Genomic DNA, 19,979 nt, shown 5'->3' with positions numbered 1-19,979 from the left:
GTCCGGTTTTTAAGTTAATTTTACTAGATACTATTTTACAATACATGAATTTTAAATTATTATACTATTTCCTTTTAGTATTTACTGTTCTGCTAGTAAGTTCTTGTTCTAGAGATCGTGTTTCTAAGACCAACGATTCGAGATATAAATTGGGAGATCACCCAGAATGGGCTACCAAAAACTGGAATGATCAACAATGGAAAAATAAAGTAGATGTAACCGAAGGAGAAGTTTTTTGGTCCAGAACCGAGGTAGAAATCACAAAGGCCCCAGAATTGTTTCAACGTTATGGGATATTTATAAATACTTTTGGTGAATACGATGTCTTTTGGGATGGTGTACTCATTGGTGAAAACGGAAACCCCGGAGAAGAAACTACTCGTGATCCGTCTGGTGAGTTATGGGCGACTTTTGGTATCCCAGATACTTTAGCAACAAAAGGATCACATGTGTTGGCATTACGAACTAGTCTACATTATTATCCCGATCATTCGAGAAAACTTTATGTCTATGTAGATGATTATGATCACTTGGTAAGATCCGAGCTTATCAATACAGCTTTTATGCATATTTTTGCGGGTGCATTCTTATTAGCTTCGCTATATTTCTTTTTCCTTTTTTTAAGCGAAAACAAAGGATATCCAATCCTAATCTTTAGCATTAACTGTTTTCTCTTTTTTGCTTTAATTATGATGGAATATGTTAAATTCTATGTTCCTATTCATTATAGTCAACATCACATTCGATTGGAAATTATAGGAGTTCTAACTTTTATTATTGCAATTTTGACTCCTCTATACTTTTCATTACAATTTCCTTTTCCCAAACAGAAGATAATTTTATGGATATATATAGGTGTTCTAATATATGTATTCTCAATACAACATGAAAATCATGATTATACCGCTTATAATATGGCTATGACCATGTGGTTTTTTTCTTTTGGAATAGTAGTTTTTGGGATCTATAAAAGAATGAAAGGGGCTATCATAGTACTATTGGCATTGCTTATATGTGCCCTTATAAATGCTATTACCTATTACGATATCAGTCTTTTTGCAGGTTTTGGTATTATCCTTCTAGGTATGTTTTATATCCTCTCTGTAAGAACAAAAGAACAGCGGCTTGCTTATGAAGAATCTTTGGTACAATCTACTCGCCTTCGACTAGAATTATTAAAAAAGAATATTCAACCACATTTTTTAATGAATACACTAACTTCATTGATTGATTGGGTTGAAGAATCACCACAAAAAGGAGTTGCTTTTATAGAAGCACTGGCTCAGGAATTTAAACTTTTTAATCAAATAGAAAATCAAACCCTAATTCCTATTGGTCAGGAAATAGAACTATGCCGTACACATCTTAACATTATGGAATATCGAAAGGAAATAAAATATCATTGGGAAGAAGAAAACATAGATCCTAATCAAAAAATACCTCCCGCAATACTACATACCTTATTAGAAAATGGAATAACTCATGGCCTTCCTAATGACAACAATAGTATAACATTCAAATTAATTTTTGAAACAAGTGATACTTGTAAAACCTATACATTTTTAACGATTGCCAGAGTGAGAGATGCAGAAAAAAAGATAATAGAAGGTACAGGAATTAAATATATTAAGGCAAGACTAACAGAAAGCTATGCTTCTAAATGGAATTTTTCTTCTGAAGCTATATCAAATGGTTGGAAAAACAGTATAAAAATAGATAACTAGCCCTATGAATATCTTAATAGTTGAAGATGAAGCCAGAATAGCCAAGAGAATTGAAAGAATGACCAGAGAATTCTTTACAAACACACTAGGCTCGTTGCACCGCGTAGAAGCACTACCCGAAGCACTAGAATTTATTAAAAATAATTCACTGGATGTAGTACTTCTGGATTTAAACCTTAATGGAGAAAATGGTTTTGATATCCTTGGTACGGCAGTTTCAGAATCGTTTCATACTGTTATCATTTCTGCAAATAGTGAACGAGCAATATCAGCTTTTGAATACGGAGTGTTAGACTTTGTACCTAAGCCTTTTAGCAAAGGTAGATTAGAGCAGGCCTTTAATAGAGTTTTGTCAAAAGAAAAAACAGAACCTCATAAGATCAAACTATTGGCAGTTAAGAAAAAAGGGAGAATACAATTGATCCCTATAGAAGAAGTATTATTTATAAAAGGTGCAGGTGGGTATACAGAACTATTCCTTACTAACGGAAAAAAAGAATTGCATGATAAATCTCTTGAAAAACTACAGCAATTACTACCAGATACTTTTGAACGTATTCATAAATCATATTTGGTAAAAATATCAGAGATAAAAGAAATTATTGTGAAATCTGGTAGTAAGTATATTGCAGAATTAAAAAATGGCGAACTTATTCCTATCGGAAGAACAAAATACAAGGATATAAAAGCAAAATGGTTGTAATATCTGATCTAGGGCATTGTTTAAAAACAATTAATTAGCTTTGAATTTATCTTTTGTATATACCTCCGAATTGCGATCTAATTACCATTCTATAACCATTTATCCATTCAATTATACTGTTTTAGAAACCCCAATTTATTTAGAAGTCTTCTCTACCACTCTATCTACACTTAACAGATATACACTCCAGTCTCTATAATAACACTTGTAGATAGCAGAAAAAGCTATAGATAATTAGCTAAACCCCATATTATACTTAAGGGTATTCCCTGATTTTTAACAAATCAGGGAATACCCTTAAGCTTTTCATAATACACAAAACTACCTTGTAATCAGTAAAATAGGAATTAAATAAAACAAGAATGACACAAATCAGAAACAGCAATTTTATGAAATATCTGGGTACAGTTTTTTAGTTTAAAAAAAATCTAAGATTCAAACATTTTTCATTTAAAAAAATATTAATAATAAAAGACTTAATAAAATGTCAAAACTAATTTATAACAAAACAAAATCACACGGTAATAATAACAATATTCTTAGTGGAGCTGGTATTGATACAATAAAAATAAAAATACCTGTAGGGCAAAAATACTCACGTTTAACGATCACAATGTCATCATCGCATATTGGTATTGCAACATTTAACGTATTGAGTACACCTAAGGTCAATGCAACAGGTAACCAGGAGATAAAAGTTATGTGGACCTATAGTCCTTTTAGTAAATGTAGTTATAAACTAAAAGTATTTACTGATGATAATAGTAGTGTATCAAAAAAACCTATAGTGATTTTTGGAGAAAGGGATTGGTATCAACTATCTATAGGCTATATCAATCAAAAAAAACCTTTTACTTTAAGAGTTGAAGGACCTGATGCTCAAAAGCTTTTTAATGTAATCAACCCAATCAATGATTCTCTAATTTCTAGAAATATAACTATTAATGAAGTAATGATAGGTATGACGGTTGCAATATGTATCTCAATCGTTGCTATAACAGGTTTAAGCGTTTTTGGTGCCGTCCTGCTTTATAGCATTCAGCAAGGTTGTACCCCAAAAGCTAAACTCGAAAATAATGGGTCAGTAACTGGAGGTGCATTTGGACAAATAATGGAATTTGATATCTTCGGTTGTGGCGGTAATTAAAAACACTATGAATGCACGTATTAGAGTAGCATTAATTGATGGTTTACCATATAAACGGTCTGAAAAGATTAAAGTATTTACTACAGATCCTAATGATTCATGGGACTCCGATTTTTTTGGAGTCCCCGAATTTAGAAATCACGGACAAAAAATGTTAAAAATAATAACCGAAGAAAATCCAGAAGCAGATGTCATTATTTGCCCTTTTTACCCCAAACACAAATCTGTTTTCAAGAATTATATTTTGTTAGCTAGATCTATTGTTAAAGCTGTGGATCAAGGAGCTCATGTTATTAGTATTTCTTTAGAAGTTATGGGAACAAAACGTATTTCATCCGAAATGCTAGCGGCATATAAACATGCCTATAAAAATAAAGTTGTAATTTGTGTTTCGGCAGGAAATAATAACACTTTTTATAATCCTCTTATTCATAAAAAATATACAATTTCAATTGTTGGACTAAACCAAGATAATAAGTTACCTCTGAATTTAAACTACAATCCAAAAAATAAAATTAATAGTTTTGGAATATATGGAGGAGAAAATCAAATGGATTTTTTTGTGGGTGAAAGAATTAATTGCAGTATAGCAACGGCAAGATTCTCTGCTAATGCCTTTTATTACTTATCAAAAAAAGAAAAGTATACCATTAGTATAAAGAATAATAAATAACAGGTTTAGACCATTATTATTTCTTTCAAGACCCTATCATGAATTCATATATAACCTATATAAAATATAGTAACATATAAAAACCATTACATTTATAGTATTCTTCTAAAAAAACAACAACAATTTGAAAACGAAAATCAGCATTTTAATCGTTCTTATAGCGGCAAAATCTATTTTGGCACAAACATCTTCAATCATAGACAGTTTAAAACTCGAATTAGATAAAAAACAAGAAGACACTATCAAAGCACAAGTATTAAATGATTTGGCCTATTACTATTTATATCAAAATATTGACACCTCTTTAATTTATGGAAAAAGAGCAGAAAAACTTGCAACACAAATTAAATACACTAAAATTAAAGCAAAAGCTAATCTGTATATAGGAAATGCTTTTTTATATACGAATAGATACGATTCGGCTAAATATTATTTTGAAAACTCTTTTCAGATATTTGATTCAGAAGGATTAGATAAATCTGCGGTTTATTCTTCTCTAGGGATGCTATGTAAAAATCAAGGCGATTATATAAAAGCAATAGAAATCTACCTTGAAGGAATTGTATATGACGAAAAAAACAAGAATGAGTACGGGAAATTTATCAAGCTTCTAAATCTTGCAAATGTATATATGATTCTTGATGAGTATCAAAAAAGTATTGATCATCAAATAGAAGCGGTTGCTATTTCAAAATCTACGAATAACGAAAATATAAAATTTGCCTTAGGTACTATTTTAAATAATATAGGAGGGAATTATGTGCAATTATCTAAATTTAAACTGGCAAGTGATTACTTTAATGAATCACTAATTGTTAATTTGAAGAATGAAAATAAGAAAGAAATTGCTAGAAATTATAATAATCTAGGAGTTGTATCTGAAAAACAGAATCAACTTAATAAATCGCTTATATTACTAAAAAAAGCTTTAGTTATTAGAGAAGAACTGGAGGATAAAGATGAGTTAGTTGAAACTCATATGCAATTAGGAGTCACTTATGGTAAATTATTACAAAAAGATATCTCTCAATCTCATTTCAATATAGCTTTAGAACTAGCAAAAAATATTAATGATTTATCCCTGATTTCCGAAGTATATTTGGCTCTCAGTGACACCTATTTACTACAAAATAGTCCACAACAAGCTTTAGCTAACTTTAAAAGTCATACTCAATACAAAGATAGTATTCTTCAGGTTGATCATTTAAAAAGCATTAGTGAGCTTGAAATCAAATACAAAACCAAAAAAAAGGATAACGAAATATTAACTCAACAATTAGAATTAGAACAAAGTGCCAAAGGCCTTCAAAAAAAGAAAACACAATTTAATTACCTAATCGGAATATCTACTTTTTTATTATTAATTTCCTTTCTTTCATGGTTGGTATTTAAACAAAGGCAGAAACGTAAAAATCAAGAAATTTTTACTCTAAAAAGAGAATTTAAAATAAAAACATTAGAAACCTTAATTCAAGGCGAAGAAAAAGAACGCTTACGAATTGCAAAAGAACTACACGATGGTGTAAATGGAGATCTGTCTGCCATAAAATATAAACTGTCTTCAATATTAGAAACAAATGATAAAGTAATAAAAGAAGTAGTTTCTATGATTGATGAATCGTGCATGCATGTTCGGGCAATTTCACATAATTTAATACCTCCTTCTTTAGAAAAACTCAATATTATAGAAGCAACTTATGAATATTGTCAAAATATGGATGAAATACATCCGCAAAATATTAACTTTCAGCATATCGGAGATCCTATTCAAATACCTAAGAGTGTAGAAATAAATATCTTTAGAATAATACAAGAATTAGTAACCAATAGCTTAAACCATGCTCAAGCAAATGAAATACATGTACAGATGAGTTGTAGAAGAAATAGTATTCATCTCACTGTTGAAGATAATGGTAAGGGCTTTGATACAGATCAAGTTAAAACCAATAGCGGGATTGGTTTAGAAAATGTTAAATCCAGAATAGAGTGTTTACACGCAACAATGGATTTAATATCAAATAACCAAGGAACATCTTATACTATAGAAATAGATACAGACAAATTCGATGATAACTAAAATTGCAATAACAGACGATCACGTTATGGTACTTAATGGTATTGTGTCTATGCTTGAAACGACACCAGAAATTGAAATAACAGGAGTCTATGAGAATGCCGAAATAACAATAACTAACTTAGCATTACAGCTACCAGATGTACTATTGTTAGATATTAATTTACCAGATATTAATGGGATTGATTTAAGCAAACAACTTCTTAAAAGCTACCCTGAATTAAAAATTATTGCACTTACAAATTTTGAAGATATTACCTTTGTGAAACGTATGCTTAAAAATGGTGTACATGGTTATTTACTAAAAAACACTGATAAATTAGAGCTCATTAGTGCGATAAAAACAGTTCTTTCTGGAGAATTATATTTACAAAAAGATATCCATAGTAAACTATTAAAACAATCCATAAAGAATAAAAATTGTAATGGATTAAAACCAAATTTAACCAGAAGAGAAAAAGATGTTCTTATTGCAATTTATGAAGAATTGACTACTCAACAAATTTCTGAAAAATTATTTATTAGTGTAAAGACAGTTGAAACTCATCGAATGAATTTGATGAGTAAACTTGGTGCCAAAAATAGTGTTGGTATTATTAAAATTGCTATAGAAAAACAATTGTTATAAGTAGTTATTCTAAATGTACGCTTTCTTGTTATGAATATTGTGTTGTCTTAACTCATTACTACCAATTAGCTTTAAACAATTTAATTACATGACTCTAATACTTTTTTAAGAAGGTTATTTGAAAACTATCATTTTTCTTTAACTTTATACATCATATATATAAATGCTATAAAAACCATTAATGCACACGTATACATAATGAGTGGGATTTTAGAAATGACATCTTGATAATACCATCCAGAAAAGAAAGCCCCTAAACCAATACCAGCTTCTAGTGCAATGTACATCGTAGCCATTGCTTTCCCTCTATGATTAGGGTCGCTCATATCTACAGTCCAGGCGTTTAATGTTGGAGATAGTATTCCCATAGCTAATCCATAGAAAACTGCTGCAATAAGCAATCCATTAGCCGTATCCAGGAAGCCAATGAGGATGAGTGCCAAAAATAAAATGATAAGACTTATAATAATTATAATTTTTCGCCCATAATTATCTGATACTTTCCTCGTCATAAATCGAATACACAAAGAAGAAATAGTAAAAACAATAAAAAACGTTCCTTTATTAATAATCTCCAAATGATCACTCCAATCTGGAATTAAGGTTAAAATAACTCCAAAAGCGATATAGCATAAAAAAGTTACAATTGCAGATGGTAGAACCTCTACTGCAATGATGTCATTTTTTGAAATCTTGAGAATAGATTGGTTAAAGCGCTGGTGAGTTTTAAGGGTTTCTTTTACATTTATGACTAACGCGACAGATATGAAAGCAATTAATGAAGAGCTATAGAATAGTACATCAAAAGAATAATACATTTTTATAAAACTCCCCAAAGCTGGGCCCAAAGCTAAACCTGTACTAAAACATAAACCTTGTATCCCGAAAGCTTCTCCCCAACGTTCTTTGGGAACAATATCTGCTATGTATGCAGAAATTGCTGTCGGACTGAAACCAGTAGAGAAACCATGTAATAGTCTTAAAAAAAGAAAACCCGAAATAGTAGTTAACACAGGGTACAAAAAACCACATATTAAACATACAATTATACCAATAGTCATTACGGGCTTACGTCCTATTGTATCTGTGATTTTACCACTAAAAGGCCTTGACAAACCTGCTGTAAGTGTAAATAAAGAAATGATTAACCCTTTATATTCTGCCCCACCAAGACTACTTAAATATGCGGGTAATTCTGGGATTAACATATTATAGCTCGCTGAAAAGAATAAGGAACTTAAACTAATCAATGCAAAATTAATCGTATAAATAGAATGTTTCCGATTAATCATCCAATACGACTTTATAATATGTATTAATTAATGTTTCAGAATACTCCCACAAGCTATTAGAACCTTTATTTATAGTCTTTGTTTTTTCGTGTACTTTTTGGTATTCAACATCAAAATCATGCCATGTACCGCCACTATTAGAATCATTCTGAAGAGTAGGTTCAAATCTATCTAATGCTTTGGCAAATTTTGCCTCATCAGTTTTTCCTTCTTCAAACTCTAACCAAATTTCTATTAGTTCCTTTGATTGTTCCTCAGGGAGTATTCCAAATATTCGTTTAGCTGATTTTAGCTCTTCTTCGGTATTTGTATGATTTTTTGTGGTATCATAAATAAAAATATCACCTGTATCTATTTCAACAATATCATGAATCAATACCATTTTTAAAACTTTGAGAATATCAATAGATGTGTTAGAATGTTCTACTAAAACAAGTGCCATCATAGCCAAATGCCAACTATGTTCTGCATCATTTTCTCGTCTATTACTATTAAACAATTTGGTTTGACGTTGGATGTATTTAATTTTATCAATCTCCTTTATAAACTCTATCTGCTTTAATAATCTTTCCATTTGCATTATTTTATCCCTTTTTATTGTATAATTTTACTGGGTTCAAAGAAATAATTTGTAGAATTAAATAAAAAGGACAAATGTCCAAGTACAAGAAAAAATGATAAGAACGGACCAGGAATTATTGGATTACATTGATATTCTTTGTCGTTTGGATATTGATTATTTTATTGAAGAAAGGTTTTTGCCAAAACAAAAAATAATAGAACAAGATAAAAGATATACTTCGGTTTTTATTATTAAGGAAGGTATCACTAAATGTTATTTGTCTGATGAAAATGGAAAGGACTTTATTCAGGAGTTCCTGGGAAAAGGAATGAAGTTTGGAGAATTAGAAGTCTTTAGTGGTAAATTAAGCTTTTGTAGTATTGAAGCAATTACAAGACTAGAAGTTTATAAAATCTCATATACAAATTTCAATTACTTATTAGAGCAAGACAAAAGATTTAACAGATTGGTTATGAAAGCTATGGCAGTTAAAATTGGTTATAAGGCTCCAAGACATTCTTACCAACAATCCTATACCATAGAAGATAATATTCTAAAGCTTAAACAAGCTTTTCCAGAGCTTACAGAAGTGATTTCTAAAAAAGATATCGCTAATTATATGGGAATTACTTTAAGAAGCTTAAACAGGGTATTAGTGAAATTAAACGATAAGAATCATAAATAAATTAAATAAGCGTGCATCCCAATAATATTCATAATAAACCATATAATTTTACAACACTAATTAATGCGCATGAGGCATTAGAAATTTTTGTCTTTATCAATACATTTGGAAATAGTACAATAGATTTCTCTGATCATAAAGCAGTTTTGGAGTTGAATAGAGCTATTTTAAAGTATCATTATGGATTAAAGGATTGGAATATCCCAGAAGGTTACCTCTGCCCTCCTATTCCTGGGAGAGTGGATTATATACATCATTTGGCTGATATGCTGGCAAAAGAAGGAGTTACTACCAAAATAAAGGGTTTAGATATAGGCATGGGTGCCAATTGCATTTATCCCATTTTAGGAGCACAAGTATATGATTGGTATATGGTAGGAGCAGATATTGATGAAAAAGCGGTGATATCTGCAAAAAATAATATTAAAATAAATCAGCAGCTGAGTGATTCTATTGAAATAAGACACCAGACTAACAATGCTAATATATTTGAAGGAGTTATAAAAAACGAGGAATACTTTGATTTCACCATGTGTAATCCACCATTTCACACTTCACAAAAAGAAGCTTCTAAAGGAACACTTAGAAAGGTAAAGAATTTAGGTATTGCAGAACATCTTGAACTCAATTTTGGAGGCCAGGCCAATGAACTCTGGTGTAATGGCGGTGAAGCTTTATTCTTAAAACGAATGATAAAACAAAGCGTTACTTTTGCTAAACAAGTAGGTTTTTTTACAAGCCTCGTTTCTAAGAAAGAACACTTACCCAAATTAGAGAAACAATTAGATAAACTGAAGGCAACACATACTACCATTGCAATGGAACAGGGTAATAAAAAAAGCCGTTTTATTGTTTGGAAATTTTAGATACTAGTCTTCTGGTGGTCTCCCATGAATTTCTTCAAACAAAGTATCAAAATTATCACGTAAATACGTACTTAACTTCTTTCGATAATCATCCTTTAACCAGGTCAAAAAATTATGAGTACTCTTACTGATACATTTAGCATAGGCCTGAATTCTATAATTAATGTCCTCACCCAGCATTTTAGCTAATCCCAATGCGTCATAAATATCTTCACTATTTTCGATACATATCTTGGCGTGCTGAGCTATAGATTGTTCCAATACAACCTTAGATGATTGACCATTCTTTACAGATTGTATATACGTCTCTTTGATATCAAAATATACTTCTTCAGAATTAGCAAACTCTGCTCTTAATTCTTCTGGCATCTCATGTCTAAACTTACCTTCAATCTCCTCATCATTAAGGAGTTTATCCATATAATAATTTGGTGAATTAAATATTTTTTGCCAATCTAAATCTGCACCCCAAGGTCCAAAACGATATAGGTTATTGCCCAGATCAATTACAGAAAACTTAGATTTGTTTTTAAGAATACGAGAACCACGACCAATCATTTGATAATATAAAGTCAAAGATTTGGTAGCTCTATTCAAGATAATTGTATCTACCGTAGGTTCATCAAATCCTGTAGTCAAAATACTTACCGATGTTAAAATAGCATTAGGTGTTTCTTTAAACCATTTTAGGATTTGACTTCTCTGTTTTTTTGTGGCCGTATTATCTAAATGTGCAATGGGGAATCCTGCTGCTCTAAATGTATCAAAAACGTGTAATGAAGTATTAATTCCATTATTAAAAATTAACGTTTTCTTGCCCAAAGAATGTTTTTTATATGCATCTAGTAATTTACCCAGCATATCCTGGTTTGTATACAGATCTTCTGATGATTTTACTGTATAATCTCCATTGGATCCAACCTCTAAAGATGTCAATCCCATATTATAAGCAAAGACTTCTGCACGAGCAAGAAATTCATTCTCGATTAGAGATTCTATCGTTTCGCCAACAATCAATTCATTATAGTTATCCTTCATCGGCAATTTCATATTCGAACTCAATGGTGTAGCCGTAACTCCCAAAATAAAAGATTTTTCAAAAAACTTAAATAATTTGGTGAAAGAGTTATAATGTGCTTCATCAATAATGACTAAACCAATGTCTGAGATATCAAGTTTATCTTCATTTAGTCTATTATTTAAAGTTTCTACCATAGCCACAAAACAACTATACTCCTCCTGGTCATCAAGATTTGCTTTGCTATCAACTACTTTATTAACTACCCCAAACCCGGTAAGCATTTTAGATGTTTGCTTACACAGTTCTATACGATGTGTCATCACCAACACCTTTTTATTATGATGTTTAAGGTATTGTCTTACTATTTCAGAAAAAATCACTGTCTTACCACCACCAGTTGGTAGTTGATATAACAGGTGATAATCTTCTGGAGCGTCTTCAAAACTTTTAAAAATCTTATTGATTGCTCCTTTTTGGTAACTGTATAATTCTTTACCGGTTTTTCTTTCTTCTGACTCTGTAGTCATCTCAGACATAACTTTCCATTTTTTTAGGCCTGTAAAATTAATGTCTTTCAGGAGTTTTAAAAGGATTTTGTCTTAAAAAATAATAAACTTTATAAGAAATGTTCTTTCAGTGTATTATAAAGAAAGAGGCCCATCATAAATGATGGGCCTCTTGATACAAAATTTAAGCGTATATGTTTAGATAACTTTTACGTTTACTGCATTCAATCCTTTGTTACCTTCTTTAAGGTCGTACTCTACTTCATCTCCTTCACGAATCTCATCTACTAATCCAGAAATATGCACAAAATGCTCTTTGTTTGAACCTTCTTCTTTAATAAAACCGAAACCTTTGGCATCGTTGAAGAATTTTACTGTTCCTTTACTCATTGTAATATAATTTAATTTTAATAATTACTTTATGCATTTCAAATATGATGCCATAAATTTACAAGCAATGAAACTTATATTTCTTTCTAGATACTAGTTACTCTTATTTTTTTCTTCTTTAATCTACTATTATTCAATGTTGCAACTAGTTCATCGGCTATAGAAACAGGAACAGCAACAAACGTACAATCTTGTTTTAACTCTATAACTCCCAATTGGTCTTTATTAATTTTACCTTGTTTAAAGAATAGACCGGCTATATCTCCTTTTGAGATTTTATCCTTTCTTCCACCGGAGATAAATAAAGTTTGCCAATATTGAGGTTTTCGTATAGAGTTCTTAGTAATCGTTTCTATTTCAGAATTTTCGATAAAATCTGGTAAGTTTTCTTTCTCCCATTTTAAAACATATGCGGTTCCTTTAGCATTTACCCTGGCTGTTCTACCATTTCGATGTGTAAATTCTTCTATTTTTAACGGAAGCTGGTAATGAACAATATATTTAATCTCTGGGATATCGATTCCTCTGGCTGCCAAATCGGTAGCAATAATGATCTGATGGGTTCCGTTTCTAAATTTGATTAAAGAACGTTCTCTATCTTTTTGTTCCATTCCTCCATAAAAACAACCGTGATTAATATTATTTTTATCCAGAAAGTGACTTACCTCGCTTATAGTATCTTTTAGATTACAAAATATAATTCCGGGTTGATTACCTAATTGATGTAATAATGCAACAAGAGTATCTAACTTGTTTTTTGAAGGAGATACTACCGTTTTTATTGTTAAATTAGAAACACCATCACCCAAGTAATCAATAATAGTTGGGTTTTCTAATTTGACAAAATCAGGAATGTCTATTTCTTGTGTTGCAGAGGTTAATATTCTTCTATTTATTCCTGGCAGTTCATTTATAATACCTCTCATTTCGTATTCAAAACCAACTTCTAATGATTTGTCAAATTCATCCAGCACCAATGTTTTTATGCTTTCTTTAGAAAAACGTTCTCTACTGAAATGATCTGCTATTCTACCTGGGGTACCAATAAGAATTGCCGGAGTATGCTTCAGTTCTATTTTATCTTTAGAAATAGAGCGACCACCATATACAGCATTTACTTTATATCCTGATCCCATTTCTCTAACGACTTGTTCTATTTGAATAGCTAATTCTCTTGATGGCACCAAAACTAAAGCTTGTACCTCTATGCTTTCAGGATCTAAATTAGCAATAATAGGCAATAAAAATGCTAGAGTTTTACCTGTTCCGGTAGGAGAAAGTATAATCGTATTTTCAGTTTCCTCAATGGCAACAAGAGCATCTTCCTGCATTGGATTCAAACACTTAATATTTAATTTATCAAGAATATGCTGTTGCTTTTTAATGATATTTGCCATACGTTTTATTTCTTTTTCTTCTTAGGTATTTCTGTTTTTGTATGTTGCGCAAGGTAATTTGCTAACAGTTTCTCTATCAATTCCTCTTTGGTAAGGTGATGAAAAACTGTTTTAATCTTATCTTTAAATTCAGTAGAAACTGTATGATTGGGTTTGGTTTTAAATATTTTCTTTGCCCACAAAAGCCCATTATTTTCTTCTATACTTTGTTCATCAGCTTTTTTGAATTCTTTAAAAGCTATACCTAAAACAGATTCAAATTCTGCCAAATCTTCTACTTCGTCTTGTTGTAATACTGTTAAAGATAATCCCTTTGCTCCTGCTCTTGCTGTTCTTCCACTTCGGTGTACATAGGTATCGTAAACATCTGGCAAATGATAATTGACTACATATGATATTTCTTTGATATCAATTCCTCTAGCAGCCAAATCTGTAGCGACAAGAATATCTATATGTCCTTCTCTAAATTGTCCCATAATTCTATCACGAATAGGCTGTGATAAGCTACCATGTAGTGCACCAGAAGAAAATTTATTAATTGCAAGATTCTTTGCCAGCTTATTTACTGCAGCTTTTGTTTTACAAAAAATAATACCTCGTTCTCCTTCTTTTGAACTAAGAAAATGCATTAATACCTCTAATTTTTCTATTGGTTCTACAACAACATATCTATGATCTATACCTTGATGCCCAACGGTTTCCATATCTGCACTTACTTGAATAATGTGCTTAGACATATAATTTTGCACCATCTGTTTTATGGTTCCTGGCATCGTAGCAGTAAACAGAATGGTTCTTCTATTTTTTGGTAGCACTGCAACTATTTTATCCAAATCTTCTTTTAATGAGTTTACCATCTCATCTGCCTCATCAAGAATCAGGTAATTAGCTTTTTTAATATCAATAGCATTACGATTAATTAAATCAATTAAACGTCCAGGAGTTGCAATAACGATATGGGTTGTATTCGTTAAACGTTCTATTTGGGGTTTAATAGGAATTCCTCCACACACCGATGCGATAGAAATATCTGGCAAATACTTAGTAAAAGATGTTAAATCACTATGAATCTGATGTCCTAATTCTCTGGTCGGAGCCAATATTACGGCCTGAATACTTGGATTACTTGCATCAATCATTTGCAACAACGGTAATCCGAATGCAGCTGTTTTTCCTGTTCCGGTTTTGGCTAAACCAACAAAATCATCTTTCTTCTGTAATAAAATAGGAATTGATTTTTCCTGAATATCGGTTGGTGTAGAAAAATTTAGATCTACTAAACTTTTTTGTAATGGAACTAAAACTCCTAAATCAGAAAACTGTCTTGACATAAAATAATTTTTGGTAAAGATAGAGGTATAAAATAGAGTATTCCGTACAGTTTTAAAAAAGCTAGCGAATAAATGGTTTTACAGGGTATATTATTTTCATCAAGATCTTTGGTCTATAGGTATGAGGTCTATGATATTTTGTCTTCAGCTGCTGCATAAGAATAGGAAACCAAAATTAAAAGTACTAACCACTATTTACACTTTACCCTACTCTTATGCTCTTTTGCTGAATATTTATTAAAGATGATATCTTTCTCAAAATTCTTTACTATTATCGTCGATTACTCTTTCTATTAATAATCGTTTTGGATCGATTACAGCTTTTGCAGGAATGGTATCAACCTCAAAAGAGAAATTCATTTTCTCATCGACAAAAAGGACTCTTTTTGAGTAAATTAAGTGCTTTTCATCTGTATCTCTGTATACTCCTATATCTACCCAATCACGTTGACTCACCTTGTTTTCGACCCCTAAACTATCGACTTTTATTTTATATGCTTCAATATCCATGGAGACTTCATATTTCCCATTTTCTTTCCTTTTATACGTAGCATCTTTTAAACGATAATCATATAAGGTGATTTCTTTTATCCAGTCGGTTATCAAGTAATTTAATGAATCGGGAACTTGCGGTTTCAGATGTCTTAGAAAATCATGCGTTGTTGGATAGGGTGGTTCTTTATATTTATATTCATCCAAAAAGTTTTTTAAAGCAGTATTCATTTTATCTTCTCCTATATAATCTTGTAAAGCATACAGCACAACACTTCCCTTACCATAATGAATATACCCTTGATCTTCTACTTTATACAGCGGCAATTCTTTTTCGGTTTCAGCACTTCTACCTTTTAGATATTTTTCGAAATCATAGTTCAGATACTGTTTCATTTTACGATCATCCTTTATCCTGTTTTTCATTACCATTAATGCAGCATACTCTGAAAAACTTTCAGATAACATAGTAGCTCCTTGCATATTTGCCCCAACTACCTGATGTGCCCAATATTGGTGTGCCATTTCGTGCGCAATGATAGCTTCAATAATATTGTTATCATTTTTGTTTGAAAGATCAGTTGTAAATCCACCACCCTCGGTATAAGGCATTGTACCAGGAAATGCCTGCGCAAAGTTATAATACCTTGGTATCTCGATGATTCTGGCCTGGTTATGAACATAAGGCCCAAAGTTTTTGGTATAATATTTTAATGATTCTTCTATAGCATCCAGCATCATATCAATATTATAATCATGATCTTTATGATAATATACTTCGATATCTATACCATTCCACTTTTTGCGAGATACCTCATACTCTGCAGACATAAAATTGACAAAATTTAAAGAGCTGTGATCATTTTTATACTTAAAATATGAACGTCCATTAGCTTTCCATTCTTTTATTAATGTTCCTGGAGCAATAGCAATTTGGTTACTTGATGTTGAAATAATCGTTTCAACATTTACCCAATCAGATTCTCCTTCGGTAAAATAATTTTGCTTAGTGTTAATATTATCATTAGTACGTAATAGTGCCATTTGTTTTCTTACTGGAAGATTATATTTCTTTCTGTCATTTTGATCCATGAGTTCATTATTTTCATCATATCCAATTGTTGGTAATATGTAGGCTTCCTGAATAAAAGTTCCGTTTTTTGCGACGCGTAAATTTGAAACACTGTTCTCGAACCCCTGACTTTTATATACAGCCTCTATAACGATATCTATTTTAGAACCGGGTTGTAATGGAGTATCCAGTTTATATATTAGGTATCCTAATTCTTTATCCTCAAAAACTAAATTTGCATTCGGAATCTTTAAAGTAATGTCCCATTTTTCTGTTGCATAGTACCGCGAAATAGAGTAATGCAAAACATCTATTGCCACATTTGTCTTGTTTAATAAGACAGTATGAGTTTTAGCAAGTAAATTACGTTCTTCGGGATATATATCTACTTCGTAGGTAACATCACCAAATTTGGGTTGCGGGATATTTTCAAATTTTTTGTACATCTTCTCATAAGAAACCTGCATAACTTCTATTTCATTGGCAGATTTATAAGAGTTTACTACTTGTGTATTGTAGTAAACAAAACATGAAGTAAGGAAAAACAAACAAAAAACTGTAATTAAAGTCAATGCATATTTCTTTACAAAATGCTTTTTGGCAGACTTAATTCTATCTTTTATTCCTTTTACAGAGCCTCTTATCCATAAAAGACTTCCTATAGTAATGAGTGAAAAGCCAAACAATATCCAATACAAACTAAACCAATTTTTTGAAACTAGTGCTGCACCAAAACCATTCATATCAGAATATTGATAATTTGGAGTGAAACCAAGATTTAACATAAATGATTCTATTCCTAAAGCATCTACAATAACAAATTCAAATAAAAAAAGTAATAGTATTGAAATGAAATAGCTTATATATTTATGGTTTATAATAATTTGTATAAAGACTAGAATACAGGACCAGGCTATGTACATTGATAATCCTGAGTAAATAAAATCTAATAAATACACATCGATATCTGGACTGGTATATCCACTAAACAATTGATAACTAATAGAAATCAAAATAAGGAACATATCGAATATAACATTAATCGCTATTAATGAAGTAATTTTGGCAAGAAGCAAAACGATTGAACTGTGTGGTGATCCATCTATAACTCCGCTAATATTACTTGATCGTTCTCTCCACACCAATTCTCCACTAAAAAAAACTAACATGATCATTCCAAAAATCGTACTTACAGGCCGATTAAAATCCAACATTTTATAAGTAACAGGATATGATTTAACTCCATAAAAATCAAACCCATTTAGTAATTTATTAACTAGAAGTAAAGCACCAACGATAAGCATTATTTTAAAAGTGTTACTTTTTAAAATAGTATAAAAGTTTATTTTAAAAAAACTAATAAACTGCTTTTTTGAAGTCGTAAAATTAAAGCTACTTTGCACTTTTGGAAGATTGAAAATTCTTATTGATTGCTCTTTTTTATTGACTTTCTTTTCTTTTTCTACTTTTTTATTCTTCTGAATAAATGAAAAAGACAGATATGAACTAATGATGATAACAAGCCCAATAATTACCCAAAGGATTCTATTTATAAATAACCACCCACTTGCAGATATAACATTTGTGTTTTTTTCAACACTTGTAAAGTATTTAGAATCTATTTGATATGCCCTAACCCCCAAAATATCTGTGAGTGCAGCTAAGTATTCGGTGCTAATATCGGTTAAGAACGTTCCTGCCACCAGATATCCAATAATAATGATGATCGTTGCGATAAAAGATATGATAGTACTTTTCCATTTTAGAGCTACGGCATAAATAATAGCTCCCGAAACGAACATATTGGGTAACACATATAAAAAATAATTATTTATAAAAAAGCTTAATTGAAGGTCTCCTATTCTATTGGCATTTATCATTCCCGATTCGGAACCAATATCAGACCCAATTAAAAACCCCAAAAGCACACCTAATAGTGGGATCGTAGACAAAAAAAGTGCTCCGAAAAAACGACCAAAAAAATAACTAGCTTTATCAATGGGTGTACTAAAAAGAATTTCATCGAAATGATTTTGATAATCTCTCAAAGCCGCATTGTTAAAATATGCCGTAGCGATTAACAATCCAAAAATTGACATATTCGCTACATACATTGTGATAACATGAGGAGCATTTTTTAATACGTTTCCTATAGCTCCTCCAAATACGATATTATCATTGATAACCCCGATAGTTGCAATTATTGTAAATATGAAAAAGAATATATATATCATGGGCCTTTTTATACCCATAGCAATCTCTTTAAAAAGGAATGATTTAAACATAATGTTACGTTTTAAGTTGGTTAATACAATTTTAAATTACTTCTCTGGTCGTATTAATTTTGGAAAAAAACACATCTTCCAGAGTTGGTGGAACAAGAGTAAACCCTACTCCTGGTTTTATGTCACTTAAAACATGAATCAATGGTTTACCACCAACCATTTTATTAGAGATAATCATATGTTGATTACTGTAATCTTCTAGTTCATTTCGTTCAATTAACTTCTGCCATACTTTATCATTTAATTCATCGATTACATGTTGTGGTCTACCTTTACAAATTAGTTTCCCTTGATTCATGATTGCCATATTTTGGCATAATTCTCTCACATCTTCTACAATATGTGTAGAAAGAATAATAATAACATCTTCTGCGACATCTGCGAGAAGGTTATGAAATCTATTTCTTTCTCCGGGATCTAATCCCGCAGTAGGTTCATCAACAATAATTAGTTTAGGATTGCCAATTAAGGCTTGAGCAATACCAATTCTTTGTTTCATCCCACCAGAAAAACCTTTTACACTTTTGTTTCTTTTTTCATATAGATTTACTTTTTGCAATAAAAAATTCACTAATTCTATTCTTTCTTTGTTATTGGTTATTCCCTTTAATATTGCTAAATGATCTAGTAATTGCTTTGCAGTAATTTTTGGGTATACTCCAAATTCTTGTGGTAAATACCCTAATACTTTTCGCAATTCAATTGGATTTTCGAGAATATTGATATCATTCAAATATAGTGTACCACTATCTGCCTCCTGTAAGGTGGCTAACGTTCTCATGAGTGATGATTTTCCAGCTCCATTCGGACCCAACAAACCAAACATTCCGTTAGAAATTTCGAGGGAAAGATTATCTAATGCTTTTACTCCGTTTGAATATGTTTTGCATAAATTTTTGATTACTAATTCCATAAGCTATTGATTTAAAGTCAGCAACAAAAAGAAGGTAAGAGAAAGAAGAAATCAATTTTTTTTAACCAACTCCTCGATATAAATGGTTAAAAGGTCTATTATTATTAATGAATGCTGTTCGTTGATAAAAAACGTAGTTTCATTGATGAAAATATGGTATTCGTTAATTAGAATAGTCAAACTCCAATAGTTTTAATATTTTTATTTCCAAGAATACA

The 19,979-nt window shown here is 31.0% G+C and carries 16 protein-coding genes; 8 read left to right on the top strand and 8 right to left on the bottom strand.

Annotated features, from left to right (window positions below):
• Window positions 1-44: 44 nt before the first annotated feature.
• The 6 genes from NNH57_RS24050 (at window position 45) to NNH57_RS24025 (ending at window position 6,949) form a co-directional block, all read left to right on the top strand.
• Complete coding sequence (locus NNH57_RS24050) at window positions 45-1,724, top strand: histidine kinase (RefSeq protein WP_108809242.1); 1,680 nt, start codon at window positions 45-47, stop codon at window positions 1,722-1,724.
• 4 nt (window positions 1,725-1,728) lie between these two features.
• Complete coding sequence (locus NNH57_RS24045) at window positions 1,729-2,427, top strand: LytR/AlgR family response regulator transcription factor (protein ID WP_074406220.1); 699 nt, start codon at window positions 1,729-1,731, stop codon at window positions 2,425-2,427.
• Window positions 2,428-2,911: 484 nt separating this feature from the next.
• On the top strand, window positions 2,912-3,574 hold the full coding sequence (locus tag NNH57_RS24040; RefSeq protein WP_108809243.1) for a hypothetical protein: 663 nt from the start codon (window positions 2,912-2,914) through the stop codon (window positions 3,572-3,574).
• Between the two features lie 7 nt (window positions 3,575-3,581).
• Window positions 3,582-4,247, top strand: coding sequence for a S8 family serine peptidase (locus tag NNH57_RS24035; protein ID WP_074406222.1), 666 nt, complete (start codon window positions 3,582-3,584; stop codon window positions 4,245-4,247).
• Between the two features lie 124 nt (window positions 4,248-4,371).
• Window positions 4,372-6,324, top strand: coding sequence for a tetratricopeptide repeat-containing sensor histidine kinase (locus NNH57_RS24030; RefSeq protein ID WP_108809244.1), 1,953 nt, complete (start codon window positions 4,372-4,374; stop codon window positions 6,322-6,324).
• Window positions 6,314-6,949 carry a response regulator gene (locus tag NNH57_RS24025; protein ID WP_074406224.1) on the top strand — a complete coding sequence of 212 codons (636 nt, stop codon included), beginning with the start codon at window positions 6,314-6,316 and terminating at the stop codon, window positions 6,947-6,949. The genes NNH57_RS24030 and NNH57_RS24025 overlap by 11 nt, the downstream gene beginning before the upstream one ends.
• A 128-nt stretch (window positions 6,950-7,077) precedes the next feature.
• On the opposite strand, the gene NNH57_RS24020 is transcribed toward NNH57_RS24025, so the two are convergent.
• Together NNH57_RS24020 and NNH57_RS24015 are read right to left on the bottom strand one after the other, a co-directional pair.
• On the bottom strand, window positions 7,078-8,241 hold the full coding sequence (locus NNH57_RS24020) for an MFS transporter (RefSeq protein WP_108809245.1): 1,164 nt from the start codon (window positions 8,239-8,241) through the stop codon (window positions 7,078-7,080).
• A complete protein-coding gene (locus NNH57_RS24015) occupies window positions 8,234-8,821 on the bottom strand; it encodes an HD domain-containing protein (RefSeq protein WP_074406226.1) in 588 nt (195 codons plus the stop codon). Before NNH57_RS24015 ends, NNH57_RS24020 begins: the two co-directional genes overlap by 8 nt.
• Window positions 8,822-8,915: 94 nt before the next feature.
• Here NNH57_RS24015 and NNH57_RS24010 point away from each other — a divergent pair, with 94 nt between their 5' ends.
• Together NNH57_RS24010 and rlmF are read left to right on the top strand one after the other, a co-directional pair.
• On the top strand, window positions 8,916-9,488 hold the full coding sequence (locus NNH57_RS24010; protein ID WP_074406227.1) for a Crp/Fnr family transcriptional regulator: 573 nt from the start codon (window positions 8,916-8,918) through the stop codon (window positions 9,486-9,488).
• An 11-nt stretch (window positions 9,489-9,499) separates the two neighbouring features.
• Window positions 9,500-10,354 (top strand): 23S rRNA (adenine(1618)-N(6))-methyltransferase RlmF, encoded by an 855-nt coding sequence (gene rlmF / locus NNH57_RS24005; RefSeq protein WP_108809246.1) that lies wholly within the window; start codon window positions 9,500-9,502, stop codon window positions 10,352-10,354.
• 3 nt (window positions 10,355-10,357) lie between these two features.
• On the opposite strand, the gene NNH57_RS24000 is transcribed toward rlmF, so the two are convergent.
• The 6 genes from NNH57_RS24000 to NNH57_RS23975 form a co-directional block, all read right to left on the bottom strand.
• Window positions 10,358-11,911 carry a DEAD/DEAH box helicase gene (locus NNH57_RS24000; protein ID WP_074406229.1) on the bottom strand — a complete coding sequence of 518 codons (1,554 nt, stop codon included), beginning with the start codon at window positions 11,909-11,911 and terminating at the stop codon, window positions 10,358-10,360.
• A 168-nt stretch (window positions 11,912-12,079) separates the two neighbouring features.
• The gene (locus tag NNH57_RS23995; RefSeq protein WP_074406230.1) at window positions 12,080-12,271 is read right to left on the bottom strand and encodes a cold-shock protein; all 192 of its coding nucleotides are present in this window, start codon (window positions 12,269-12,271) and stop codon (window positions 12,080-12,082) included.
• A gap of 86 nt (window positions 12,272-12,357) precedes the next feature.
• Window positions 12,358-13,668 (bottom strand): DEAD/DEAH box helicase, encoded by a 1,311-nt coding sequence (locus NNH57_RS23990; RefSeq protein ID WP_074406231.1) that lies wholly within the window; start codon window positions 13,666-13,668, stop codon window positions 12,358-12,360.
• Between the two features lie 5 nt (window positions 13,669-13,673).
• Window positions 13,674-14,999: a DEAD/DEAH box helicase gene (locus tag NNH57_RS23985; RefSeq protein WP_108809247.1), complete on the bottom strand. Its 1,326-nt coding sequence runs from the start codon at window positions 14,997-14,999 to the stop codon at window positions 13,674-13,676.
• Window positions 15,000-15,254: 255 nt separating this feature from the next.
• Window positions 15,255-18,848 (bottom strand): M1 family aminopeptidase, encoded by a 3,594-nt coding sequence (locus tag NNH57_RS23980; protein ID WP_108809248.1) that lies wholly within the window; start codon window positions 18,846-18,848, stop codon window positions 15,255-15,257.
• Window positions 18,849-18,879: 31 nt separating this feature from the next.
• Window positions 18,880-19,761 carry an ABC transporter ATP-binding protein gene (locus tag NNH57_RS23975; protein ID WP_074406234.1) on the bottom strand — a complete coding sequence of 294 codons (882 nt, stop codon included), beginning with the start codon at window positions 19,759-19,761 and terminating at the stop codon, window positions 18,880-18,882.
• Window positions 19,762-19,979: the final 218 nt, after the last annotated feature.

It is taken from the genome of Aquimarina spinulae, assembly GCF_943373825.1.
In the GTDB taxonomy this organism is placed as follows: domain Bacteria; phylum Bacteroidota; class Bacteroidia; order Flavobacteriales; family Flavobacteriaceae; genus Aquimarina; species Aquimarina spinulae.
This window is presented reverse-complemented; position numbering and strand designations above follow the sequence as displayed.